At 46.9% G+C, this 22,429-nt stretch carries 26 protein-coding genes; 15 read left to right on the plus strand and 11 right to left on the minus strand.

Going from position 1 to position 22,429, the window contains the following annotated elements; all coding sequences use genetic code 11:
* Nucleotides 1–21 precede the first annotated feature (21 nt).
* From ACXAD8_RS12615 to ACXAD8_RS12625, 3 genes are all read left to right on the plus strand, one after another.
* A complete protein-coding gene (locus ACXAD8_RS12615; RefSeq protein WP_475229089.1) occupies nucleotides 22–1,167 on the plus strand; it encodes a GGDEF domain-containing protein in 1,146 nt (381 codons plus the stop codon).
* Nucleotides 1,168–1,174: 7 nt separating this feature from the next.
* Nucleotides 1,175–1,603, plus strand: a complete 429-nt coding sequence (locus tag ACXAD8_RS12620) for a methylglyoxal synthase (protein ID WP_475229092.1) — start codon at nucleotides 1,175–1,177, stop codon at nucleotides 1,601–1,603.
* A 191-nt stretch (nucleotides 1,604–1,794) separates the two neighbouring features.
* Entirely contained in the window at nucleotides 1,795–2,331 is a 537-nt protein-coding gene (locus ACXAD8_RS12625) for a DUF3016 domain-containing protein (protein ID WP_475229094.1), read from the plus strand.
* A gap of 65 nt (nucleotides 2,332–2,396) precedes the next feature.
* Here ACXAD8_RS12625 and ACXAD8_RS12630 read toward each other — a convergent pair whose 3' ends face one another.
* Both ACXAD8_RS12630 and ACXAD8_RS12635 read right to left on the minus strand, forming a co-directional pair.
* Nucleotides 2,397–2,855: a hypothetical protein gene (locus tag ACXAD8_RS12630; RefSeq protein WP_475229096.1), complete on the minus strand. Its 459-nt coding sequence runs from the start codon at nucleotides 2,853–2,855 to the stop codon at nucleotides 2,397–2,399.
* Between the two features lie 99 nt (nucleotides 2,856–2,954).
* On the minus strand, nucleotides 2,955–3,269 hold the full coding sequence (locus ACXAD8_RS12635) for a hypothetical protein (protein ID WP_475229098.1): 315 nt from the start codon (nucleotides 3,267–3,269) through the stop codon (nucleotides 2,955–2,957).
* A 164-nt stretch (nucleotides 3,270–3,433) separates the two neighbouring features.
* Here ACXAD8_RS12635 and ACXAD8_RS12640 point away from each other — a divergent pair, with 164 nt between their 5' ends.
* Nucleotides 3,434–3,622 (plus strand): hypothetical protein, encoded by a 189-nt coding sequence (locus ACXAD8_RS12640; protein ID WP_475229101.1) that lies wholly within the window; start codon nucleotides 3,434–3,436, stop codon nucleotides 3,620–3,622.
* A gap of 6 nt (nucleotides 3,623–3,628) precedes the next feature.
* Here the strand turns inward: ACXAD8_RS12640 and epmB are convergent, their stop codons facing one another.
* Nucleotides 3,629–4,654 carry an EF-P beta-lysylation protein EpmB gene (epmB, locus tag ACXAD8_RS12645; RefSeq protein ID WP_475229103.1) on the minus strand — a complete coding sequence of 342 codons (1,026 nt, stop codon included), beginning with the start codon at nucleotides 4,652–4,654 and terminating at the stop codon, nucleotides 3,629–3,631.
* A 43-nt stretch (nucleotides 4,655–4,697) separates the two neighbouring features.
* Between epmB and efp the strand changes: the two genes are divergently transcribed.
* From efp to ACXAD8_RS12670, 5 genes are all read left to right on the plus strand, one after another.
* A complete protein-coding gene (gene efp / locus ACXAD8_RS12650; protein ID WP_475229105.1) occupies nucleotides 4,698–5,267 on the plus strand; it encodes an elongation factor P in 570 nt (189 codons plus the stop codon).
* Between the two features lie 61 nt (nucleotides 5,268–5,328).
* Nucleotides 5,329–6,294 (plus strand): elongation factor P--(R)-beta-lysine ligase, encoded by a 966-nt coding sequence (gene epmA / locus ACXAD8_RS12655; protein WP_475229107.1) that lies wholly within the window; start codon nucleotides 5,329–5,331, stop codon nucleotides 6,292–6,294.
* Nucleotides 6,295–6,306: 12 nt separating this feature from the next.
* The gene (locus ACXAD8_RS12660; protein WP_475229110.1) at nucleotides 6,307–6,483 is read left to right on the plus strand and encodes a hypothetical protein; all 177 of its coding nucleotides are present in this window, start codon (nucleotides 6,307–6,309) and stop codon (nucleotides 6,481–6,483) included.
* Nucleotides 6,484–6,660: 177 nt separating this feature from the next.
* Nucleotides 6,661–8,592 (plus strand): ATP-binding protein, encoded by a 1,932-nt coding sequence (locus ACXAD8_RS12665; RefSeq protein ID WP_475229112.1) that lies wholly within the window; start codon nucleotides 6,661–6,663, stop codon nucleotides 8,590–8,592.
* Nucleotides 8,589–9,632, plus strand: a complete 1,044-nt coding sequence (locus tag ACXAD8_RS12670) for an HD domain-containing phosphohydrolase (RefSeq protein ID WP_475229114.1) — start codon at nucleotides 8,589–8,591, stop codon at nucleotides 9,630–9,632. The genes ACXAD8_RS12665 and ACXAD8_RS12670 overlap by 4 nt, the downstream gene beginning before the upstream one ends.
* Before the next feature lie 463 nt (nucleotides 9,633–10,095).
* On the opposite strand, the gene ACXAD8_RS12675 is transcribed toward ACXAD8_RS12670, so the two are convergent.
* Both ACXAD8_RS12675 and ACXAD8_RS12680 read right to left on the minus strand, forming a co-directional pair.
* The gene (locus tag ACXAD8_RS12675; RefSeq protein WP_475229116.1) at nucleotides 10,096–10,896 is read right to left on the minus strand and encodes an alpha/beta fold hydrolase; all 801 of its coding nucleotides are present in this window, start codon (nucleotides 10,894–10,896) and stop codon (nucleotides 10,096–10,098) included.
* Between the two features lie 101 nt (nucleotides 10,897–10,997).
* The gene (locus tag ACXAD8_RS12680) at nucleotides 10,998–11,555 is read right to left on the minus strand and encodes a hypothetical protein (RefSeq protein ID WP_475229119.1); all 558 of its coding nucleotides are present in this window, start codon (nucleotides 11,553–11,555) and stop codon (nucleotides 10,998–11,000) included.
* A gap of 206 nt (nucleotides 11,556–11,761) precedes the next feature.
* On the opposite strand from ACXAD8_RS12680, the gene ACXAD8_RS12685 reads away from it, so the two are divergent.
* Nucleotides 11,762–11,971, plus strand: a complete 210-nt coding sequence (locus ACXAD8_RS12685) for a hypothetical protein (RefSeq protein ID WP_475229121.1) — start codon at nucleotides 11,762–11,764, stop codon at nucleotides 11,969–11,971.
* Between the two features lie 270 nt (nucleotides 11,972–12,241).
* Here ACXAD8_RS12685 and hutH read toward each other — a convergent pair whose 3' ends face one another.
* Genes hutH through hutC form a run of 3 tightly spaced genes read right to left on the minus strand, consistent with a single transcriptional unit; the run spans nucleotide 12,242 to nucleotide 16,164 of the window.
* Nucleotides 12,242–13,747 (minus strand): histidine ammonia-lyase, encoded by a 1,506-nt coding sequence (gene hutH / locus ACXAD8_RS12690; protein ID WP_475229123.1) that lies wholly within the window; start codon nucleotides 13,745–13,747, stop codon nucleotides 12,242–12,244.
* Nucleotides 13,748–13,756: 9 nt separating this feature from the next.
* On the minus strand, nucleotides 13,757–15,427 hold the full coding sequence (gene hutU / locus ACXAD8_RS12695; RefSeq protein WP_475229126.1) for a urocanate hydratase: 1,671 nt from the start codon (nucleotides 15,425–15,427) through the stop codon (nucleotides 13,757–13,759).
* Nucleotides 15,428–15,459: 32 nt separating this feature from the next.
* On the minus strand, nucleotides 15,460–16,164 hold the full coding sequence (gene hutC, locus ACXAD8_RS12700; protein WP_229530845.1) for a histidine utilization repressor: 705 nt from the start codon (nucleotides 16,162–16,164) through the stop codon (nucleotides 15,460–15,462).
* A gap of 110 nt (nucleotides 16,165–16,274) precedes the next feature.
* On the opposite strand from hutC, the gene hutI reads away from it, so the two are divergent.
* On the plus strand, nucleotides 16,275–17,504 hold the full coding sequence (gene hutI / locus ACXAD8_RS12705) for an imidazolonepropionase (RefSeq protein ID WP_475232959.1): 1,230 nt from the start codon (nucleotides 16,275–16,277) through the stop codon (nucleotides 17,502–17,504).
* Nucleotides 17,505–17,511: 7 nt separating this feature from the next.
* On the opposite strand, the gene ACXAD8_RS12710 is transcribed toward hutI, so the two are convergent.
* Nucleotides 17,512–18,672 carry a GGDEF domain-containing protein gene (locus tag ACXAD8_RS12710; protein WP_475229129.1) on the minus strand — a complete coding sequence of 387 codons (1,161 nt, stop codon included), beginning with the start codon at nucleotides 18,670–18,672 and terminating at the stop codon, nucleotides 17,512–17,514.
* A 147-nt stretch (nucleotides 18,673–18,819) separates the two neighbouring features.
* On the opposite strand from ACXAD8_RS12710, the gene ACXAD8_RS12715 reads away from it, so the two are divergent.
* The 4 genes from ACXAD8_RS12715 (at nucleotide 18,820) to ACXAD8_RS12730 (ending at nucleotide 21,302) form a co-directional block, all read left to right on the plus strand.
* Nucleotides 18,820–19,725 carry a diguanylate cyclase gene (locus ACXAD8_RS12715; RefSeq protein WP_475229131.1) on the plus strand — a complete coding sequence of 302 codons (906 nt, stop codon included), beginning with the start codon at nucleotides 18,820–18,822 and terminating at the stop codon, nucleotides 19,723–19,725.
* Between the two features lie 97 nt (nucleotides 19,726–19,822).
* Entirely contained in the window at nucleotides 19,823–20,179 is a 357-nt protein-coding gene (locus ACXAD8_RS12720) for an ArsR/SmtB family transcription factor (RefSeq protein ID WP_475229133.1), read from the plus strand.
* Nucleotides 20,176–20,751: an SRPBCC domain-containing protein gene (locus tag ACXAD8_RS12725; protein ID WP_475229135.1), complete on the plus strand. Its 576-nt coding sequence runs from the start codon at nucleotides 20,176–20,178 to the stop codon at nucleotides 20,749–20,751. Before ACXAD8_RS12720 ends, ACXAD8_RS12725 begins: the two co-directional genes overlap by 4 nt.
* Complete coding sequence (locus ACXAD8_RS12730; protein ID WP_475229138.1) at nucleotides 20,751–21,302, plus strand: DUF5655 domain-containing protein; 552 nt, start codon at nucleotides 20,751–20,753, stop codon at nucleotides 21,300–21,302. Before ACXAD8_RS12725 ends, ACXAD8_RS12730 begins: the two co-directional genes overlap by 1 nt.
* A 68-nt stretch (nucleotides 21,303–21,370) precedes the next feature.
* On the opposite strand, the gene ACXAD8_RS12735 is transcribed toward ACXAD8_RS12730, so the two are convergent.
* Together ACXAD8_RS12735 and ACXAD8_RS12740 are read right to left on the minus strand one after the other, a co-directional pair.
* Nucleotides 21,371–21,844 (minus strand): EF-hand domain-containing protein, encoded by a 474-nt coding sequence (locus tag ACXAD8_RS12735; RefSeq protein WP_475229141.1) that lies wholly within the window; start codon nucleotides 21,842–21,844, stop codon nucleotides 21,371–21,373.
* Nucleotides 21,845–22,046: 202 nt separating this feature from the next.
* Nucleotides 22,047–22,403: a DUF1428 domain-containing protein gene (locus ACXAD8_RS12740; RefSeq protein ID WP_475229143.1), complete on the minus strand. Its 357-nt coding sequence runs from the start codon at nucleotides 22,401–22,403 to the stop codon at nucleotides 22,047–22,049.
* Nucleotides 22,404–22,429 lie beyond the last annotated feature (26 nt).

Consider the following 22,429-nt stretch of genomic DNA (forward strand, 5'->3'; position numbering starts at 1 on the left):
CGGGGAACAATAATCAAGGCAATGAAGCCAGAAATAGACACAGACAAACTCAATCTGGACTTCCAGCGAAGAGCCGATTTTGATTTTATCAAAAGAGCATTGCCTGGTGTATACCTGTACCTGTTTGCCTGGCCTCTGATCTTCCTCTCTACCGGATTTTTTAAACAAAACCCCATTGAAAGCAGTGTGTTTGGCGCACTGTTTACCATTGTTTGCCTGCTCAGGTTGATACATGGCAAATTAACCGCCAAATATTACGACGCCCATTACCGGGCCTGGAACCTGTCCTTAATCATCCTCACCCTGACTCACGCAGCCACATGGGGCGCCCTGTTTTATTTGGCCAACCTGGTGCCACGCTATGGGGAGTTGTCCATACTCGTGAATCTGGTGATAGCCGGTATTGCCAGTGCTTCGGTGCAAAGTCTTATTCCCAAGTTTGCGTTGACCCGTTGGTACATTTCTATCTTACTATTGCCAGTTTGCGTGGCGACGGCAGTGAGTGGCGAGCAGCTACAACTTTGCATCATAGTGCTGATGTTTTGGCTATATCTGATGTTTGTCGGTAAACGCTATCACAGTGAATACGCCCGAGCATTCCGGATTGAAAAAGCCCTTTCAGAAAAACAAATAGAATTGCACCGGCTGAATCGCACCGACCCGCTGACCCAAAGTTATAATCGCCGCTGCTTTACCGAACATTATGAAAACCTCTGGCAGCGCTGTATTTTAGAACAACAGCCGGTGAGCTTGATCATGCTGGACATTGATCACTTTAAAAATATCAATGACGACTTTGGTCATCCCACCGGAGATCAATGCCTGGTGCATTTTGTTAAAACCATTACTCCCATCGCAAAACAGCATCAGGCCGATTTATACCGTTACGGTGGCGAAGAGTTCGCCATTTTAGTTCAGGGTAAAAACCAGCAACAAACCGCCGATCTGGCCGAAAAGGCCAGACAAGCACTAGAGAGCACACCCCTGACACACAATGAAGCCAATATTTCTATGACCTTAAGTGCGGGGATCTGCTGTGTAACACCTACGGTAGACAAATCGAAAATCCTGTTAATAGAATTGGCTGATAAAGCCCTATACAGAGCTAAAAGTGAAGGACGCAACCGAGTTTCAGCCAATAGCTATCAATCCGTAACCGCTCAGTGAGAACACCATGAATTCTGTCGCACCGCAAAAAACCATCGCCCTTGTAGCCCACGATCATAAAAAGCCCGATTTGATCAAATGGGCGCAAAAGCACAGAGATGCCTTGGCCATTCACGACTTGGTAGGGACTGGCACCACAGGCGGACTGGTGTCGGAGCAACTGAAATTACCGGTTAAGCGCTTTAAAAGTGGTCCTCTGGGTGGCGATCAACAAATCGGTGCCCTGATTGCTGAGCAGCAATTGGATTTATTGATATTTTTCTGGGATCCCCTCAATCCGGCACCCCATGATCCAGACGTCAAAGCCTTATTGCGCCTGTGTTCAGTATGGAATGTACCGGTGGCCTGCAGCGAAGCAACTGCGGATTTAGTGATAACCTCACCACTGTTTAACGATCCCGCTTATCAGCGTTATATACCGACCTATCAAAAGTAGCAGGATCTTTACTCTCTGGTTACATCTCTTTACCCCATTTCAAATGGCCCTGAACTATAATTAAAAAAAGTTGTGACGATTCTCACATTCCTGCGTTCTTATTAGATAGAGGAACAAAAACTGGGAATGCCAGTTGTTTCAGGAACGTTAAACTTGTAATCAAGGTCACAAAGTAAACCAGGAGAGTAAAGATGAAAAAATTAACTCTGGCCGTTTTAATATCGACAATCTGTTTGAATGTCCCGGTAATGGCTGAAGAACAGGAGAAAGTCGACCGAATTGATGAATCAGATCACATCACTGTGACCTGGGTTAACCCTAAGGACTTCACAGATGTAAAACCATCCGGCGGCATTGCTTCCAGATTCAGAGACCGCACAATGGAGAATCTGCACGAGTATCTGGATAAACTGGCCAAAGATCTGCCAGAAGGGCAAAAGCTAAGCATGACGGTGACAGACATCGATCTTGCTGGTCGCGTCTGGCCAGGTGCAAGAGAATATCGTGTAATTAAGGAGCTGGAAATCCCACGTATGGACTTTAGCTATCAACTGGTGGATGCCGACGGTACAGTGCTTAAATCCAGCACGGTTGAATTAAAGGATATGTCCTTTATGAACAATATCAGCCGCTCGTTTCACAATGATCCACTGAAGTATGAAAAACACATGCTAAGAGACTGGTTCAGAAAAGAGTTTAAACAGGAATTGTTGGTCAGTAATCACTAGTCGAACACAGATTGCAAAAACGGGAGCTTGTCTCCCGTTTTTTAATTCCCCTTAAAGCAACAGCATTACAACAAGCTCTGAATAGAGCGATAAACCTCCGCGGCTTTCTCTGCCGGTATGTTGTTCTTCTGTGTGCTGCCTTCACTACTGGCCACCCGCACAAACCCCGAATTATCAGCTTCCGGCTCCTGCTGCTCAGCGTCACTGGCACGCTCTTCCCTCGCCTCGGCTAAACGCTCGCTCCGCGCCTGTTGATTGGCTTCATTTTGTTGCAAAATGCGAGCTTGCGGTGACAGCTCCACTTCAGGCCGGTTAGCTCTGCCAATACCAAAGGCATTAACGGGTAAATTACTGTTATTGTCTTGCTGGAAACCAGCATTCAGGGACGAGGTTTGAGAGGCATTAATCGAAGGTGAACGAGCAGCATTACCAATACCAAAAGTATCGGTATTCAATAAATCGCTGGCTGTCGCTGTACGACGGAAACCCGCGTTCAATATGTTGGTTGTAGTGGAAATTTCCATAACAACACGCTCTACCTATAACTACCCCTCATAAATAATTATGGTATTTCTTGTACAAAAAACAAGCTCTCCGTTGAGAATTTATCGCCTTTAGCGTAATTATTCAGCCAAAACACCTTTAAATTGCGCCAAAGTCACAAACAATGACTCCATTTTCTTAACGACTGCCGATAACCTGCGGTTACGCTCTTCTTCATCAGCAACTTGCTGCAGCCCAGCAATGTCTTCACTCAACTCTGCGATATAGGGAGCAAACCTTTCGCTGCTGGTGGTAAATCCCGCTTCAGCCGGAAATATCGCTTTGTGCTTTGCCTTGCCTTGCCCACTCAACTGTTCTAAAGCCTTATCCGCATCTAACGCTTTGCGAAATAATACCTGTAGGTTCTCATTTAACTTGTCTAATACTGCATCCATCAGCGCATCCTGATTTTTTGAAAATAATATCTAAAGGAATATCAGCCTCTGCCGATAACCATACGAAGGCGGGCAATTCTGCCTGCTTTTTAATCCGACGACAAGGCATACCAACGATTACCCCTCACTGGTTGCCGCGGCGTCACAACTTTAGGAACTTTGGTATGGAAATTTCAGGAAATTCTGGAAACTCCGGTGTGTCATCGCTAGAACTCAAGGGCTTACAGCTGTCTAAAAATCAGCAGGAAGCAGAGGGCGCGCAGACACTTCAGCTGCTGGATTCAGCCGCTGGCGTACCGAGTGGCCCATCAGGTGATGTGGCAAAAGGCGGAAACATCGATACTTTCGCTTAATGTCCGTTACGGATGAAGCCGTAAATCCAAAGGCGTTTTGCCAGGCTGGCCACCAATCTCCCGGACGAGCTTGGGGACCAGGTACCCTGGCTGGCGCTTTATTACCTCGGCCATGATGGCCCGTGCCTTAGCGTCAGACACCTCGAAATGACTGGCACCTGCAACCTTGTCCAACATATGCAAATAATAGGGCAAAACCCCGGCATCAAAGAGCTTTTCATGCAGCTCAATGAGTACCTCAGCGTTATCGTTGATTCCCTTAAGCAATACCGCCTGATTTAATAAAGTTACCCCGGCATCGCGTAACGCCAACAACTTATTGCGCAGTTTATCGTCCACTTCGTTACCGTGATTTATATGCACTATCATTACCGGTTTTAGTCGGCTTTGTGTAAACCACTCTATAAATTCAGTATTGATCCGATTGGGTATCACCACAGGCAATCGGGTATGGATGCGCAGTGTTTTAACATGAGGGATAGCCTCAATTTGTTGCGCCATCCAGGCTAAAAAACTATCGGTTGCCATCAAAGGGTCACCACCGGAAAGAATCACCTCATTAATGGCAGTGTCTGATGCGATGTAATCAAACACCTGCAGCCAATCGCGCTTGCTTAAAGCGTTCTCCTGATAGGGAAAATGTCGGCGGAAACAGTAGCGACAATTCACCGCACATCCACCTTTGACTACCAGCAACACCCGACTTTGATATTTGTGCAGCAATCCGGGCTGTTGATTGTCCTGTTCCAACAAAGGATCCGCTGTGTAGCCGGGCTTCTGCTGAAACTCCTGCGCCAAAGGAAACACCTGTTGCAACAGAGGATCATTGGCATCACCAGATTGCATTCTGGACACAAAGGCAGCAGGCACCATCATAGGAAACAGACTGCGGGCGCGAATATCTTCGGCATACTTTTCTGGATCCAACGCCAGCGCCTGCAACAGGGCTTCTGGCGATTTATAGGCACTGGCTAACTCTTTTTGCCAGTGGCTCTCTACAGTGACTGCTTTTTCGGTTATTATCTGCGCCAATTATGTGCTACCTAATAAGATTAAAAGAATTTGAGAGGAATTTATGGCTAATTTCAGCACGAATGAATTCAAATCGGGCCTAAAAATAATGCTCGATGGCGAACCTTGCAACATTTTAGAGAATGAATTTGTAAAACCTGGTAAAGGTCAGGCCTTTAACCGGGTAAAAATTCGCAAATTAATTTCCGGTAAAGTACTGGAAAAAACCTTCAAATCAGGTGATTCAGTTGAAGGTGCCGACGTAATGGACCACGACCTGGCTTACCTGTACAGCGATGGTGAGTTTTGGCATTTCATGAATAACGAAACCTTCGAGCAATTAGCCGCAGACGAAAAAGCCGTTGGTGATTCAGTTAAGTGGTTAGTTGAAAACGATGTTTGCACCCTGACCCTGTGGAACGGTTCGCCTATCGCAGTAACACCTCCCAACTTTGTTGAGCTGGAAATCACTGAAACTGATCCAGGCCTGAAAGGCGACACAGCTGGCACAGGTGGTAAGCCGGCTACATTAAGCACAGGCGCGGTGGTTCGCGTACCTCTGTTTGTACAAACTGGTGAAGTGATCAAAGTCGACACCCGTACCGGTGAATACGTAAACCGCGTACAAAAATAAGCAATTTGTTTATTTACCAAGCCCACTGTGCAGTGGGCTTTTTTGTTTTAGGACAACGCATATGAACTGGCAACCTGGAGCAGACCTAACAGCCTTAAAAGTCAGAGCAAAACTACTGGCGGACATTCGCGCATTTTTCGCCAAACGAAATGTACTGGAAGTAGAAACCCCACTCATGGCCTCAGCCGGTGTTACCGACCCGCATCTGGTGAACTTTGAAACTGAGTTGCATCAGCCTGGTTCGGAAAGTGGTGAAACTCTGTATTTGCAAACCTCCCCGGAATACGCTATGAAACGCCTGTTGTGTGCCGGCAGTGGTAGCATATATCAAATTTGCAAAGCGTTTCGCAACGAGGAGCAAGGACGCTTTCACAATCCCGAATTTACTATGCTGGAATGGTATCGGGTGGGCTTTGATCACTGGCAGTTGATGCAAGAGATGCAGGACTTATTGCAGCCTTTACTGGCTTGTGATGAGTTTGAGCAACTCTCCTATCAACAAGCATTTCAGCACTATCTGGGGTTTGATCCATTATCAGACTCTGACGAGCAGCTCAACGAACTTTGCAGCAAGCATGGTTTTGACAGTTTTAGCGATGCAGCGACCTCTCGCGACACCAAATTACAATTATTATTCAGTCACCTCATTGAGCCTCAGATTGGACAGAAAAGTCCCTGTTTCATTTATCACTTCCCCGCCTCACAGGCTGCGCTAGCACAAATATCAAAACAAGATGTACGAGTAGCAGAACGCTTTGAACTTTATTATCAGGATATTGAACTAGCTAACGGCTTTCATGAATTACAATCCTGGCAGGAGCAAGAACGTCGCTTTACGCAGGACAATCAGGAACGTCTGAATCTGGGCAGAACAGCAGCCAAAACCGACCAGAAGTTTTTGGCGGCTCTGCAAGCAGGCTTGCCAGATTGTGCCGGAGTGGCACTGGGGCTGGATCGCCTGCTAATGATTATGCTGGGACACAAAGACATCGATAAAGTGTTAAGCTTTAGTCATAGCCGAGCCTGATACCAAAAAGCCATGAAAAACCTCAGCCACGCTGAAACACTGGAAGAACTGCAGCAGCAAGTATGGACTGCCGAAACCGCATTTGCACAAACCATGGCTGATCGAGACCTGAGCGCATTTTCAGCATTTCTGGCGCCCGACACAGTGTTTTTCTCAGGGAATGCCACACATCGCGACAAAGCTCAATGACAAAAAAGACGAGAAGTTTTTGCTGAAATCGACTATTAATAGGTTATACGGAAGCCATTTCATACCTGTTTAATGAGTGAGTCTAATTGGGAAGAACTTGAGAACCGACTACGCAGGCGAATAGCGCGCGAAAAAAACGCGCGGAAAGAAGCCGAAAGGTTACTGGAAGAAAAGAGTATGCAACTGTACAAGCTCAATAAAGAGCTGGAACAGTTTGCAGAAAACCTGGAAGAACAGGTTCAGGATCGTACCCGCGCGCTGGAAATCGCAACGCTAAAAGCCGAACAAGCCAATGAAGCCAAGTCTAAATTTCTGGCCAATATGAGCCACGAGCTCAGAACGCCACTAAATGGCATTCTGGGCATGATTTCGCTGACCTTAAAATCCACACTTTCCAACGAGCAAAACAAGTACCTGTCTCTGGCGCAATCCAGCGTTAATTCACTGCTGGTGGTCATCAACGACATCTTAGATTTTTCCAAAATAGAAGCGGGAAAAATTGCGCTGGAATCTTATGAATTTAATATCAGAACCCTGATTGAAGAAATCGCCCTAATTCAGAGTAAAGTTGCTGCAGAAAAAAATCTGGAACTCCATTGTGATACCACGGAACTCGCCTTTGAGTTAGTGACCGGTGATGCTCTGAGATTACGTCAGATCATCGATAACCTGGTCAATAACGCCATCAAGTTTACCGAGCACGGTGAGGTTGAGATACGGCTCAGTTCAGTCATTGAGGGTAACAAAAACCATATCCGCTGCCAGGTAAGAGATACAGGACCAGGTATTCCCCCCGAAAAACACGATTTACTCTTTAAGTCCTTTACGCAACTGGATGGCAGCACCACCCGAATGCATGGCGGCACAGGGCTGGGTCTGTCTATTGCTAAACACTTGTGTAAGCTGATGAATGGCAGCCTTACAGTTGAAAGTGAGCCTGAACATGGCAGCCTGTTTACTGTCAACATCAGCCTGCCATTGCCCACCACTCGACCGGCCTCAACGCCCAAAAAGATTTTTGCTCAAAGCCAGCAAGCTCTGATACTGGCCCATAATCAGACTGATCGCAACATACTGGTTAAAATACTGGGTACTCTGGGATTAAAAGTCCACAGCTCAGACAGCATCAATGAAGTCAAACAAAGACTTTCAGTTGAGCAGGCTGAAAGTCCAGACTTTCTGTTTATTGATGTGCATTTCTGGCAGGAGCTTACTCAGCTATCACCTGTGCCTGCAAATATCCGGCGTATTCTGGTTTGTCCGGTGGCGGAAGCTCTGTCACTCCAGGCTAACTCCCTGTCTGATATCGACTGCATTGTAGAAAGGCCTTATGTGTACAATGAGTTGCTGTCCAGTTTGTCCAGGTCATCAGATGCACAAAAGTCGACTGAAACAACACTGCCTTCCGAAGCACAACAACAAAATAACTTTGAGCAATTTACGGTATTGTTAGTGGAAGACGACATTATCAATCAGCAGGTAGCTAAAGGATTACTGGAGGTTATCGGTGTAAAGTCTATCGTTGCAGAAAGCGGCCAGATTGCTTTGCAAATGCTGTCTCAATTGGGCAGTGGTGTGGATCTCATTCTGATGGATTGCCAAATGCCGGTGATGGACGGATTCGAAACCACGCAACGAATTCGCCGAGGTCAAGCCGGAACACAATGTGCCACTCTCCCCATAATCGCTCTGACGGCTAATGTTATGGAAGATGACAAACAAATGTGTCTGGAGGCAGGGATGAATGCCCACTTGAGTAAACCGATCGCCTTAGCAGATTTAAAAGCCATGTTGGCAGACTGGTTGATCAGCCAACCTTCTGGCCCCAGCACTCCAAACTCTTCACAGAAAGGTAACGCAACAATGCCACTATCGGGTATTAGCGCCGAACTGAAAAAGCTTCAGGTATTATTGGAAGGGTATGATACCCAATCAGGTGAGCTACTGGAGAGCATAATCAAATCAGTGGATGAACCACAGTTCAACAAACCCCTGGCGCATATAAAAACCCTGACCAACAAATACCAATATGAAGAAGCAGCGCAATGTGTTGCCAATTTACTGCTAGACTTAGAATCCCACCCCCAGACTGCTACAGGTGAACAATGACCTCTGAATACTCAAAACAAACTATCTTGATCGTCGATGACCATCAACAGAATATTGATGTGCTAAGCAATATATTGGGTAGTGAGTATTCACTCAAAGTGGCCACCAATGGCGAAACCGCGTTAAAAATTGCCAGCAAATTTAAGCCGAACCTTATATTACTGGACGTGATGATGCCTAAAATGGACGGCTTTGAAGTCTGTAAACGTCTCAAAGCGCAACCCGAAACCGTCGATATCCCGGTCATTTTTGTTACGGCGTTAAGCGATACCATTAACGAAGAAAGAGGCATCTCAATAGGTGCTGTTGACTACATTTCCAAACCGGTTGTGCCTTCAATTGTACAAATCAGAGTTAAAACCCATTTGCAGCTGGCGGATCAATACAGAGCCGCCCGGGAAATGGTAGAAGCCAAAACCGCAGAATTAGAGGAAAGCCAAAAAAGCGCCATTTTTATGCTCAGTAAAGCGGGCCATTTTAACGACAATGATACCGGCTTACACATCTGGCGTATGGCAGCTTACGCCTGCGCTCTGGCCCGAAAGGTGAACTGGCATGTAGACGACGTAAAACTACTGGAACTGGCCGCACCTATGCACGATACCGGAAAGATTGGTATTGCTGATGAAATCTTAAAAGCACCGCGCCGCCTCACCGATGAAGAAATGGCTATCATGCGCACTCATTCTGTTATCGGTCATCAAATCTTAAGTAAAAGCGACACACCGTTATTTCAGATGGCCGCTGAGATTGCATTGCGTCACCACGAAAAGTGGGACGGCAGCGGCTATCCCGACGGTTTACGCGGGGACGAGATACCCCAGCCAGCCTTGATTGTCGCTATTGCCGATGTTTTTGACGCCCTGACTATGGTGCGCCCCTACAAAAAAGCCTGGCCAGACGATGAAGCCTTTGCCTTTATCCGCGAACAAAGCGGCAGCCACTTCTCTCCAGAATTAGTGGACGCCTTTTTTAGTATCAAAGAGGAAATTTTAGCACTTAAACAGTACTGGAATGACAAAGAGCAAAATGCAGGTTGATGTGTATTTTCAAGATTCTTAATTTTTACAAACTGATAATCGCCAATGGTGTCGTCATCGAAAGAATGAACATGTACCACAACCCATATACATATCCAGTTTCTACAATTTTGGTCATTTGCGAGAAACAGCACTTGTCTCCTTGAAGCTTCTAACTTTCGTTTTGTAAACCCCCAATACAGAGGCACCACAAAGCTCCTTTGGGTTGTAGACCAACACAATAGAGGAAAATCTGGAATGAAATTGGCCCCTATTCGTTCGCTTTTGTCTTTGACTGCGAGCGAGCAGTGACCTTGCGGAATGTTCCAGATGCACCACTGCGTTAACCGAAGGGAACAAGTTTAGCGTTTTGTCCGTTAAAACGAAGTGTAATACGCCAGTTGCAATTTACTCTAACAGACCACATTCCCTTTCACTTTCCTTTGAGTTGATGCAAGAAAAGGCCTGGCACATTGCGCTCAGCCTAGAGGTTATCGTAAAGCGCCAGCATGGCGTCTGTAACCTCGTTGGGCTTTTCAATAGCGGCGCTATGCCCGGCGTCTGGAATAATCGACAACCTGGCGTCAGGTATCACCTCTGCCATGCGTTGAGAGCAACTCAGGGGAGTCAGAGCGTCCTGTTCTCCCACAATAACCGCCACCGGCAAGGTCAGTTGCGATAACGATGACAACACATTATCCCGGTTAAAAATTGCCTTGCCAAAAGCCAGCATGGCTTTTTTATTTTGTCCCGTGACCACTGATTTCCAGTAACCAACGGTCTTTTGGTTTGCTGGATTTTTAACATAGCGACGGTGAAACATCATGCACAACACCTGCCCGATAACTGGCCACCAGCCAAGGTGCTGAACGGTTTTCAGTAGTAGTTTATTTTTCTTGAGAGCTTTTTGTGGTTCACCTTCAGCAGAGGTACTCATTAACACCAATGAGCGCAACAGATCCGGTCGCTGCAATGCCAGACGCATACCTACAAAACCACCGGTAGACATTCCGACAAAATGGACTGGTCCCAGCTTAAGCTCATCCAGCAAGGCTATAGCATCTTTAACCAGATTATCCAGCTCGTAGCCTGCTGCAGTCACTTCGCTTTGTCCATGGCCGCGGTGTGCAAAACAAATGCATCGGTAATGTTTCTCCAGCCTGGCTACCTGGCTGTCAAACATAGTGTGATTCATTAAATAACCGTGTGAAAAAACCACGACTTGTTCACCAGAGCCGCTTTCGGTGTAAAACAGCTCAACACCATTGACGATAATTTTTGGCATGGGAGAGACACTTATTTTTGTCAGTTTCAGCCAGAATAGCCAACTAAAGCAAAAAGTTAAAGCAATGCTGAAGGGTTAAAGGGAACAGATTGTAACCGCATTTATTCCGGGTAATCGGTTAAGTAACCGCCACTGGGACGTAACACGACTTTGGCCCCGGTTGTGTTAGTGTTACTCACCCCTTGAGCATTTTTAACAGAACCGATCCGGGTAGATTGTGCTCCGGTAGTGCCACCGCCAAGATTGGGCGTAAAAGCCATATTGCCGTTACTTTGAGTAGGTTGCGCCGCGCCAGTACGTTGGTTATTGCGAAACTCATTTTGTGCTGCATGTCTTGCGGCTAATTGCGTTTGCTGGCTGGCCCAGTGAGATGAGTTGCGCACCGCGTTGCCTGTTCCACCATCGGGGTTCGCGCCAGTAAGTACCCGCTGATTGTGCTGAGCCGTTGTGGTTTGTGCACCATGGCGACTGTTGCCATGACCGCCAAATTGCTTGTCGTACATCTGATTAACCTTTTGCGCCCGAAGCTCGGGATTCGCCAGCTTTGCTGACAAGGTCTGCTGCATATTCTGCATTGACGCTGAAACGGTATGCGTGCGTTGTGCCGGAGCACCGCTGCCGGACTGAGCCTGCCTGCCAACATTAGGACGCTTATTCATCAGTTGCTCACAATTTATCCACCTGAACACACTTTAGATGATTTTTATTCACAATTGAAGGGAAATAAAGCTCTCTTGCGTTGCTATACCCAAAAACTGTACTTTAGTACAGCTTATTTTCTGACCAATGGCAGCAATACTGTGTTTGCTTTAGTCAATATCCGATTGATGCAATTCTAAAGACTCAATTTAAAAGGAAATAAATTATGAAACAAAATGTAATTCAAGAATTAACCCCTCAGGACATTAATCTGGTTTCTGGCGGTTTTGTTAGCGAGGATACAAGCTATGGTGCAGCAATAGGAACAGCGGTAGCATTTGTAGCGGCATCTGCGGCTACCGGTGGTATTGTAGCATTGGCGTTTGCAGGAGGCTCAATCATGTCTTCATTTTTAGCTATATATATAGCCGACTGATAATTCACAGCAAGGTGAACTAAAGATGAAATTATCTTTGCATAATAGAAAACCTCTTAACAAAACAGGATTTGCTGTGAGTGTCATCCTCGCAACTTTTGTAATATTGATGGCAGGAATAGGGGTTGACAGAATCTGGATTCAATCACTCGCTTTCACAGGTTTGCTTGTATTCGTTTTATCACTGTTGAGCAAGAGATAAAATTCATAGCCATAAAAAAGGCAGTACCAGAATTCTGGACTGCCTTCATACAATCAATAATAAACGCTTTAGCTTACCAGGCTATTAAAACCACCAGACTGAATAATATCCTGCGCTTTGGCGATATCAGGCGAGAAGTATCGGTCGTGATCGTAAAACGGGACTTCTGCGCGAACAATGGCGTAGGCCGCTTCCAGTTTTTCAGAAGATTTAAGAGGACGTCTGAAGTCGATGCCCTGAGCCGCAGCAAGCAGTTCCACAGCAACGATACCACGGCTGTTTTCAGCCATATCCATCAAACGACGTGCCGCAAAAGTGGCCATAGAAACGTGATCTTCCTGATTAGCTGAAGTTGGCAAACTATCTACCGATGCCGGATGCGCCAGGGTTTTATTTTCCGAGGCCAGTGCCGCCGCTGTTACCTGCGCCAACATAAAGCCGGAATTAACCCCGCCGTTATTCACCAGAAACGGAGGTAAACCACTGAGGTTTTTATCAATCAGCAACGCAGTACGTCGCTCAGATAAGGCACCGATTTCAGCAATCACCAACGCCAGGTTATCCGCCGCAAAAGCCACTGGCTCTGCGTGGAAGTTACCACCAGAAATAATATCTTCATTAAATACCAGTGGATTATCGGTTACACCATTGGCCTCGGTGGCCAGAATATTCGCTGCATGTTGCATCTGATCCCAGCAGGCCCCCATCACTTGCGGCTGACAGCGCAGAGAATAGGGATCCTGCACCTTGTCACATTCCACGTGAGAGTCACCAATTTCAGAATTCTCTGTTAGCAACGCACGGAACATCTCAGCTACGTGAATCTGACCTTTCTGACCACGTGCTTCGTGGATTCGGGCGTCAAAAGGCACTCGACTACCCACAGCGGCTTCAACGCTCATAGCTCCGGCAACAATGGCTGCATTAAACAGGTTCTCTGCATGGAATAAACCTTCCAGCGCCAATGCTGTAGAGGCTTGTGTGCCATTCAGTAGCGCCAAACCTTCCTTAGGAGCCAGATTAACCGCTTCCAGACCAGCGATTTTCAATCCTTCTTCACCAGAGATGATTTCACCTTTGTAACGCACATGACCTTCACCAATTAACGGCATACTCATATGGGCTAACGGCGCTAAGTCACCACTGGCACCGACAGAACCTTTTTTCGGTACACAGGGATACACTTCTGCACTGACCAACGCCATCAGCATTTCAATAACTTTCAGGCGAATCCCCGAAAAGCCGCGGGCCAGGGCATTGATTTTCAGAGTCATCATCAGACGTACTGTGGAATCCTGCATTAGCTCACCGGTGCCTGCCGCATGAGACAAGACGATAGATTTTTGCAGCAGTTCCAGTTCTTCCGGTTTGATACGCGTGTTGGCTAACAAACCAAAACCGGTGTTAATACCGTACACTACCTGACCCGAAGCCAGTACCTTGTTCACCTGATCGGAAGACGCTGTAATCGCCTCCTGTACCGAAGGCTCCAGACTCAATTTAACAGGGTTACACACCACATCACGCAGTTGTGCCAATGACAAACTGCCGGGTTGAATCATTAATTCGTTCATGGCTATTCCTTATTTATTACCGGTGGACAACATAGGCAAATCCAGACCATTTTCTTTGGCACAATTGATGGCGATATCGTAGCCAGCGTCTGCATGGCGCATCACGCCCGTTGCTGGATCATTCCACAATACGCGACGCACTCGCTCACCGGCTTCTTCGGTACCATCACAGACAATGACAACACCGGAATGTTGGGAAAAGCCCATACCCACACCACCACCGTGATGCAAACTCACCCAGGTAGCACCACCAGCAGTGCTCAACAGCGCATTGAGCAGAGGCCAATCGGACACAGCGTCTGAGCCATCCAGCATGGATTCGGTTTCGCGGTTAGGACTGGCGACGGAACCTGAGTCCAGATGGTCACGACCAATGACCACAGGCGCACTCAGTTCACCGTTTTTCACCATTTCATTAAAGGCGTTTGCAATGCGGGCGCGATCTTTCAGGCCAATCCAGCAAATACGCGCCGGCAAGCCCTGGAACTGAATGCGCTCTCTGGCCATATCCAGCCAGTTGTGCAGATGGGGGTTATCCGGGATAAGCTCTTTTACTTTGGCATCGGTTTTATAGATATCTTCAGGGTCACCACTCAGTGCTGCCCAGCGGAAAGGCCCAATGCCTTCACAAAATAGCGGACGGATATAAGCCGGTACAAAGCCAGGGAAATCAAAGGCGTTTTCCACCCCTTCTTCCAATGCCATTTGACGGATGTTATTGCCGTAATCCAGGGTTGCTGCACCACGCTCCTGCAAGGTCAGCATGGCCTGTACCTGAACCGCCATGGATTGCTTGGCAGATTTAACTACCGCCGCTTCGTCTTTCTGGCGCATTTCAGCGGCCTGTTCCATCGTCCAGTTTTGCGGCAAATAGCCGTTTAGCGGATCGTGAGCCGAAGTCTGGTCAGTGACCACATCCGGGGTAATACCTCTGTCCACCAGCTCTGCAAATACATCGGCCGCGTTACCTAATAACCCCACTGAAACCGGGGTATCAGCATTGTTGATAATGTCTAAGGCTTCATCCAGTGAGGTGGCCTTTTTGTCTACATAACGGGTACGCAAACGGAAATCGATTCGGGTTTCGTCACACTCTACCGCGATCATAGAAAACCCGGCCATAGTGGCTGCTAATGGCTGAGCTCCCCCCATGCCACCTAAACCACCAGTAAGCACCCACTTACCTTTGGCTTCGCCGTTAAAGTGTTTACGGGCAACTGCACCAAAAGTTTCGTAAGTACCCTGCACTATGCCCTGACTGCCGATGTAGATCCAACTACCTGCTGTCATCTGGCCGTACATCATCAGACCTTCTTTATCCAACTGATTAAAATGTTCCCAGTTGGCCCAATGAGGTACCAGGTTAGAGTTAGCGATCAGAACACGCGGGGCATTGCTGTGGGTTTTGAACACACCCACAGGCTTACCTGATTGCACCACCAGGGATTCGTCTTCTTCCAGGCGCTGTAAAACTTCTACGATTTTATCAAAGCATTCCCAGTTGCGGGCTGCACGACCAATGCCACCGTAAACCACCAGATCTTCAGGGCGTTCTGCCACCTCCGGATCCAGGTTGTTCATCAACATGCGCATTGCCGCTTCGGTTAACCAGCTTTTGCAGCTTAACTCTGTGCCTTTGGGGGCGCGGATCACTCTTGTAGGGTCATGACGATTGTTCATTTTAATCACCTTTGTTATGTCTGTTACCCGAATCAACCGAAGGTCAGGTGACTTCCTAACCGATAGCGGTCGCCGGGATGGGTCAATATGGCGTAGCTCACCGAGGCCTTTTTAGACCAGGTTCGACGAGTTACGCGTAAACAGGCGGTTCCTTCCTGAATAGCTAATAGTTTCTGTAACTCAGCATCCGGCACTATGGCTTCTACCAAATGCTCGGCCTCAGTCAGAGGTAAAATTTGGGTCAGATAATCGTGGGTGGTCTGATGTTCGAAGTCTTGCTGCAAATAATCCGGCGCTACTTTGGGATTCACGAAGCGCTCTTCCAGTTGCAAGATCTGTTGATTCTCCCAGTGCAACACCAGACTGCGATACACATCAGCACCGCTGGAAAGGCCAAGATTAGCGGCAACATTCGGTGTGGCCGGCACAGTGTGCAGCTGCAAACATTGCGCTTTGTGCTGATGTCCACGATCCAGAATCTCATCGGCAATATTGCGAATAGCCAGCATAGAAGACTGACTTTTTAAGCTGGCCACATAAGAAGCGGCCCCCTGATTGCGCACGATAACGCCCTGATCAGACAACTCCTGCAAAGCGCGTCTGGCAGTCATTCGACTGACATTAAATTCTGCTGCCAGCATATTTTCTGAGGGCACAGGGCTATACTCAGGCCAATGGCCCGATTCTATATTGCGCAACAAATGCTGCTTTATCTGTAGATATTTACTGACGGTCATAGTTTAATAAAGTGACACAGCAAACTTGTATATACAAGTAAAATTTCGCAAAATGTCAGCAGAAAACTCAGTAACCAGGGGCAACCTGAATGAATTCAATAACTTCCGAAATCAGTAGTGACCAGTCCAAGGTATTACACAATCTTAATCTGGCCAGTATGGAAGCTGGCATCGCCGATGAGCAGCTAATTTATGATGCTGCGGTAGTTATAGAGAAAGGCCAAATCTGCTGGCGAGGCCCGGCTCAGGACCTGCCGGAGCAATATCAAGATTTGCAAAAATTTGATTGCCAAAAACAGTGGTTGTTGCCCGGCCTGATAGACTGCCATACCCATCTGGTGTTTGGTGGTGATAGAGCGGATGAATTTGAAAAACGCTTACAGGGTTTATCTTACGAGGAAATCGCCCGTGCCGGTGGGGGTATTATGAATACCGTACGCGCAACCCGCGAAGCCGATATCGACAAGCTTTATAGCTCTGCAGAAAAACGCCTGCACGCAATGCAGCAGCAGGGGGTTACCACCATTGAGATCAAGTCGGGTTATGGTCTGAATACCGAAAACGAATTAAAGATGCTACGAGTAGCCAAGAAACTAAAAGAAAACAGCCTTGCCAATGTTCAAACCACGTTTTTAGGTGCGCACGCCCTGCCCCCGGAATTTAAAGACAACAGTGATGGTTACATCGATTTGGTGTGCAATGACATGCTACCCAAAGTAGCACAGGAAAATCTGGCTGACGCTGCCGATGTGTTTTGTGAAAGTATTGGTTTTAATCTCGGTCAAAGCCACAAAGTCCTGTTTAAAGCCCAATCTCTGGGCCTGAAAGTAAAAGCCCATGTGGAGCAGTTGAGTAATTTGGGTGGCAGTGAAATGGCTGCCGGTTTAAAAGCCCTTTCGGTGGATCACATTGAATATCTGGATGAGGATGGTGTAGCCGCTATTGCGCAAAGTGGCACGGTAGCCACGCTGTTACCAGGTGCATTTTATTTTCTGCGCGAAACCCAATCTCCGCCCATTGAGTTGTTGCGCAAATATAAGGTGCCGATGGCAATCGCTACCGATTTTAACCCTGGCTCATCCCCAATCGCTTCCTTGCCATTGATGCTTAACATGGCCTGTACTTTTTTCCGACTCACCCCGGAAGAAGCTTTGTTAGGCGTCACTAAACACGCCGCCAGCGCATTGGGTTTGCAGGACAAAATCGGCTCTATTAGTGTTGGTAAACAGGCCGACCTGACACTGTGGGATATTGGTCACCCAAGGGAGCTATGTTATTTCGCCGGATTGCACAAACCCAGCCAGATCTGGTTTAAAGGTCAGCTATTACAAAGAGGTTAGTCGGATCTTAAAGCGACAGCATCGATTGTCGCTTTTTGGCGTCGTACAGACTTTTATCAGCACAGGCGATGATTTCATCCAGCCCCTGATTAGCGTTTACCTCACATATGCCATAAGACGCACTCACAAATAAAGGGTATGACAGGCCCGGCACGGGTGAGCCGGCGCAACGTTTATCAAAGCGCTGCAAAAACTCCCGGCATTGTTCTGCTTCGCAATCCCACATCAGGATCACGAATTCATCGCCGCCAAGTCGGCCCACAAGATCCGATTTACGACAGCTGGTTATCAATAAATGACTAAACCAGGTTAATGCCTTGTCACCGATGCTATGTCCGTGTTTGTCATTGATGCCTTTGAATTTATTCAAGTCCACCATCACTAATACCAGGCCTTTGGTATCCACTCTTGCCGATTTCTCCAGTGCGGTTTCGTAGGCCTGTTCAAAACCAAAGCGATTGTACAGCCCTGTCAGATAATCGTGACGGGATTTTTCTGACAACTCTTCAATTACATCCAGCAACATCACGCCTAAAAAGCAAACACCTAAAAGCACATAAGCCAATGGCGCAAGTCTGGTGAGCAACTCCGCACTCTCGCCTGCACCACTAAACAAGCTGGAAGACGGATTAGAGATAAATACCGAAACGGTGGTGATATTGTGTAATGCGTAAATTAAAAAACCGAGAATCAGTAAGCGGTCACCGTAACGCGTCTTATTGTGACGCAGCAGACAAAGAATAGTGAGTATCGCCATAAGGGCACTGGCGCCGTGCATAATGATGGACCGAACACTGTAATCATTGTCCACATAGGTATAGCTAAACAAAAAGATGACCTGAATGGCGATAATCGATAAAAACCACTGCCAGGCGAACGTCATGCGATTGCGCAGCCAGACGCCAAAAGGCCAAAGGTAGGTGGGCGCGCTATAGATCAGGTTATTGAAAAAAATCAAATGTTTACCCGGCAACTGACCGTTGTAAGAAAGGATGGAGGCCTGTAACCAGGCACTGCCCAGCAACAAAAATCCCGTAGCCCACCAAATAGCGGGCTGTTCGTCGTAAATATTGTCGAATTTTTTTGCTGTCCGGCTAATGAAATAAAGCAGAGAAGCGGTAAAAAAAGCCATAACCGTAGGAACAACAAACAATATTCCGTCAATCAATACCCTCTCCTTGAATACTGGCTTTTTTAAATTTAGTTGCTACACCGCGGGAATGCAAAAATAGCCAGAACATCGGTGGAATTAATTGACTTTTGCAATCGATTGCATTTGAATAATCACAAGGCCTTTATTGCACCTGGAGCCACTGTGAAGAACTTTAATCCAAACCTCCTCAACGCCCTTTATCGAAGGTCCGGTTATCTGTTGCGCAATATGTTGATTTGCTGTGTCGTTATATTCAGTGGCCAGCTTTCCGCCAGACAAGACATTAACTACAGCATTACTGACAATCCCACAGAGGAGTTAATTGTTGAGTTGATGAAGTTGGGTTTTAGTAAAAGCCCACAAGGTCAATCGATACAGTTCAGGTCGCAACGCCTGAATGTCAATGAAGCCCGCAAAGTTCAGATGTTGCATGATGGACTGCTGGACGTTATCTGGACCGGCACCACCGCCGAATATGAACAGAACCTACAGGCTATCAGGATCCCCATTTTAAAAGGCATGTTAGGGCATCGCATTTTTATTATTCGCTCCGGTGAACAAGCGCGCTTCAGCCAGATTAAAAGCTTTGCGCAGCTACAGAAAGTCCCATTGGGTCAGGGCAAATTCTGGGGCGATACCAGCGTCTTGAAAAATGCCCAAATGACGGTAGTGGATCCGGTCAAATACGAAAGTTTATTCCATATGTTGGAGGGAGGTCGCTTTGACTTCTTTCCTAGAGCACTGCATGAACCCTGGTCCGAAGTGAGTAGTCGCCAGGAACTCAATTTAACAGTCGAGCAAAACCATCTGTTGATTTACCCTTTCGCCCTGTACTTTTTTGTCGCCAAAGACAATCAGGCGCTGGCGCAACAACTCTACCGTGGATTAATGAACGCCATCGAAGATGGCAGCTACGACAGCTTGTTTTACAATCACCCGGTGATTGAAGAAACCCTCGCTCGCTCAGCACTAAGCGAGCGTATTGTGCATCGCCTGGAAAACCCCAACATGTCGCCAGAAACGCCGGTCAGCGACTCCAGATTATGGCTGGATATTAAAAACTTTTAGCCGCTCGGCCCCCAAAAACAACTTTTTTGCACAATAAACTTGATCTACCCAAAAAGGTAACCTATAAGTTACATATTATTTGAAAGCAGGTTGTAATATGTCTCCTGAATCAATGGATGCGGTTTTTCAGGCGCTGGCCAATGATAAACGTCGCAAACTACTGGACTACATCAAAGAACATCCGGGCTGTCTGGTAAAAGACGTCTGTAAGGAATTTGATGTCACCCGAATTGCGATAATGAAGCACCTGACGGTGTTAGAAAAAGCGGAATTGCTCATCACCGATAAACGCGGCCGAGACAAACACCTGTATATCAATGTCGTACCGATTCAAATGATACATAGCCGATGGACCACAGAATACAGCGCCTTGTGGGCTGGCAGAATGCTGGACATCAAATTTATGGCTGAGCAAAAGCAAGCCCAAACTGATAAAACGAGAAAGCAAAAATGAGTGAGTCTGCCCCAAAAACCAGTAAAATGCGTCAGTCCATTTACAAAGTCTTTATCAATGCCAGTATCGACAGAGTGTGGTCTGAAATCGTCAATACCGATAGTCCCAGGTTATTCTTCTTCAACAGCCAATGTGACTCTCCGGGATTAGCGCCCGGCGCACCTATGGCGATGCGAACACCAGATGGCAAATACACCAGTGTCATCGGAGAGGTGACCGAGTTCGATCCACCCTATCGCTATGCCCATACATTCAAATTTACTACCATGGATGATGCCTTCAGCAAGGTGACCTACGATCTCAAAGAGGTAAATGGCGGAACCGAGTTTACCCTAATCTCTGAAAACCCCGATGTGGCAACCGTTTCCAAAACCGAAAAAACCATGCAGGACGGCAACAAGTTTATTTGCGAGAACCTTAAATCATTGCTGGAAACCGGCAAGCCCACATTTTCTGGTCGTATGATATTGCTCATTATCAAGTTGACTCAGGGGCTCACTCCGAAAGTGGCACTCAGTGAAAACTGGAGTTTCGAAAAGATTGCCGAGCTACACAAAAAGGAGCAAAACTAATGGCCAGTCCAGAACAGCAAGCACAGAGCATGTTGCAAAGCCTGCCAGAAAAAACCGTAAAACCATTAGCCGAATGGTTAACACTGCTCGCCACACAAAAGCCAGATAAGCACGGTAAGATTGTTAGTTATCTTAAAACTGAACATCAGGTCACCCATGGTTTTGCTAACCTGATCGCTCATGAATTTCTCAATCAGGACAAAGCTGATGAGCCTGATCTGGTGGCGCAACAGTACTGCGGTAGAGAAGGCTTACTGCCGATTTACGAGGCCCTCATTAGTGCCATTCAGAACTTTGCACCGGATTTAGAAATCGCGCCGAAAAAAGCCTATGTCAGTCTGCGACGCAGTAAACAATTTGCTTTACTGCAACCCTCCACAAAAACCAGGCTTGATGTGGGTATTAACTTAAAAGACACCGAACCAACAGATCGTCTGGAAAAATCCGGCAGTTTCAATGCAATGGTGAGTCATCGAGTGCGGATCACCGATATTGGCCAGATAGATGACGAGTTAATTAAATGGCTGGAAACGGCCTGGCAGAGTGCCTGAGGCCAGACGATTGAAGCTCAAAAAGCAGGAAAAACTCACATAAGAGTGTTTCCTGCGATTTACATTACTCAGGCATAAGTATTGATGGGTGGCATTTTCTCATTGAGAATTTGCCATGGCTGCTGATCGGCAGAACCATTGCCACTTTGCACCTGCTCAATGGCAGTTTTGAGTTCCTTATCTTCATCATTTTCAGTATCCAGTGAATCCAGCAAGCTTTGAAATGAACTGTTTTGCTGATAGCCCATTGAGCCAAAACCACCGCCGCCTCCCATCGACTGAAATTGTTCCATGCGCTGTTGCATTTTTTCCTGCGCTGCCAGTTGCTCTTCCTGAGACAACTCACCATCTCCGTCGGTGTCCATGCGGTCAAACATCTTATCCATATTGGATGGTGTATGCCCTGCTTCTTCCATTGACTCCGTTAATTCGGCTTTTGACAAAGCGCCATTGTTATCGGTGTCGGCTTGCTGCACTTTTTCCTGCATTTTTTGCATCATGGCTTGAGGATCAAATCCTGAGAGGCCAGATATCGAATTCATAATATTTCTCCTGATTTGCGTTCATTCGCGCTCTGCTTTTGCAAATTACAGACCAGAAAAAGATTAAAAATATTCAATAAATTCAGATAGATAAGCGTAAAGATTAGGTAAAGAAAATTATCGGGCAAAAACAGGTCGGAGCGGAAAAGGCGACTGCCGGAAAACGGCAATAATTTTCCGCTAACTGAGTAGTATTAAGTGCTTACTCATCAAGGATGGTTTCAAACCCTGCGAATATCATGCGTTTCCCGTCAAAGGGCATGGTTTCCGGATCCCAGTCACCCATGCGCGGGTCTTCCATTGCCTTTTTCATACCGCTGTCTCTGATACTCTTTGACGGCCAGCTCACCCAGGAAAAAACCACCGTTTCATCCGGCTGACATTGCACCGCCATGGGAAACGAAGTGAGTTGTCCTTCAGGCACATCATCCCCCCAATTTTCCACCACACGAGTAGCGCCGTTATCTTTGAATACGGCAGACGCCACCCTGGCTAATTCGAGATATTCTTGTTTTTTATTGGTGGGAACTGCCAATACATAACCATCAACGTAAGCCATACCAATTCCTCTTTTGTAAGTTCGAA

It is taken from the genome of Planctobacterium sp. AWH2_060 (genome assembly GCF_056158425.1).

Coding starts and splice junctions, on each gene's coding strand:
- ACXAD8_RS12725 (WP_475229135.1), top strand. CDS start 20,176: ATGAGTGAGTCTGCCCCAAAAACCAGTAAAATGCGTCAGTCCATTTAC.
- ACXAD8_RS12675 (WP_475229116.1), bottom strand. CDS start 10,896: ATGCCAAAAATTATCGTCAATGGTGTTGAGCTGTTTTACACCGAAAGC.
- hutU (WP_475229126.1), bottom strand. CDS start 15,427: ATGAACAATCGTCATGACCCTACAAGAGTGATCCGCGCCCCCAAAGGC.
- ACXAD8_RS12665 (WP_475229112.1), top strand. CDS start 6,661: ATGCAACTGTACAAGCTCAATAAAGAGCTGGAACAGTTTGCAGAAAAC.
- ACXAD8_RS12635 (WP_475229098.1), bottom strand. CDS start 3,269: ATGGATGCAGTATTAGACAAGTTAAATGAGAACCTACAGGTATTATTT.
- epmA (WP_475229107.1), top strand. CDS start 5,329: ATGAACTGGCAACCTGGAGCAGACCTAACAGCCTTAAAAGTCAGAGCA.
- ACXAD8_RS12735 (WP_475229141.1), bottom strand. CDS start 21,844: ATGAATTCGATATCTGGCCTCTCAGGATTTGATCCTCAAGCCATGATG.
- ACXAD8_RS12670 (WP_475229114.1), top strand. CDS start 8,589: ATGACCTCTGAATACTCAAAACAAACTATCTTGATCGTCGATGACCAT.
- ACXAD8_RS12625 (WP_475229094.1), top strand. CDS start 1,795: ATGAAAAAATTAACTCTGGCCGTTTTAATATCGACAATCTGTTTGAAT.
- hutC (WP_229530845.1), bottom strand. CDS start 16,164: ATGACCGTCAGTAAATATCTACAGATAAAGCAGCATTTGTTGCGCAAT.
- ACXAD8_RS12640 (WP_475229101.1), top strand. CDS start 3,434: ATGGAAATTTCAGGAAATTCTGGAAACTCCGGTGTGTCATCGCTAGAA.
- ACXAD8_RS12680 (WP_475229119.1), bottom strand. CDS start 11,555: ATGAATAAGCGTCCTAATGTTGGCAGGCAGGCTCAGTCCGGCAGCGGT.
- ACXAD8_RS12720 (WP_475229133.1), top strand. CDS start 19,823: ATGTCTCCTGAATCAATGGATGCGGTTTTTCAGGCGCTGGCCAATGAT.
- hutH (WP_475229123.1), bottom strand. CDS start 13,747: ATGAACGAATTAATGATTCAACCCGGCAGTTTGTCATTGGCACAACTG.
- ACXAD8_RS12660 (WP_475229110.1), top strand. CDS start 6,307: ATGAAAAACCTCAGCCACGCTGAAACACTGGAAGAACTGCAGCAGCAA.
- ACXAD8_RS12740 (WP_475229143.1), bottom strand. CDS start 22,403: ATGGCTTACGTTGATGGTTATGTATTGGCAGTTCCCACCAATAAAAAA.
- ACXAD8_RS12685 (WP_475229121.1), top strand. CDS start 11,762: ATGAAACAAAATGTAATTCAAGAATTAACCCCTCAGGACATTAATCTG.
- ACXAD8_RS12630 (WP_475229096.1), bottom strand. CDS start 2,855: ATGGAAATTTCCACTACAACCAACATATTGAACGCGGGTTTCCGTCGT.
- ACXAD8_RS12615 (WP_475229089.1), top strand. CDS start 22: ATGAAGCCAGAAATAGACACAGACAAACTCAATCTGGACTTCCAGCGA.
- efp (WP_475229105.1), top strand. CDS start 4,698: ATGGCTAATTTCAGCACGAATGAATTCAAATCGGGCCTAAAAATAATG.
- ACXAD8_RS12620 (WP_475229092.1), top strand. CDS start 1,175: ATGAATTCTGTCGCACCGCAAAAAACCATCGCCCTTGTAGCCCACGAT.
- ACXAD8_RS12730 (WP_475229138.1), top strand. CDS start 20,751: ATGGCCAGTCCAGAACAGCAAGCACAGAGCATGTTGCAAAGCCTGCCA.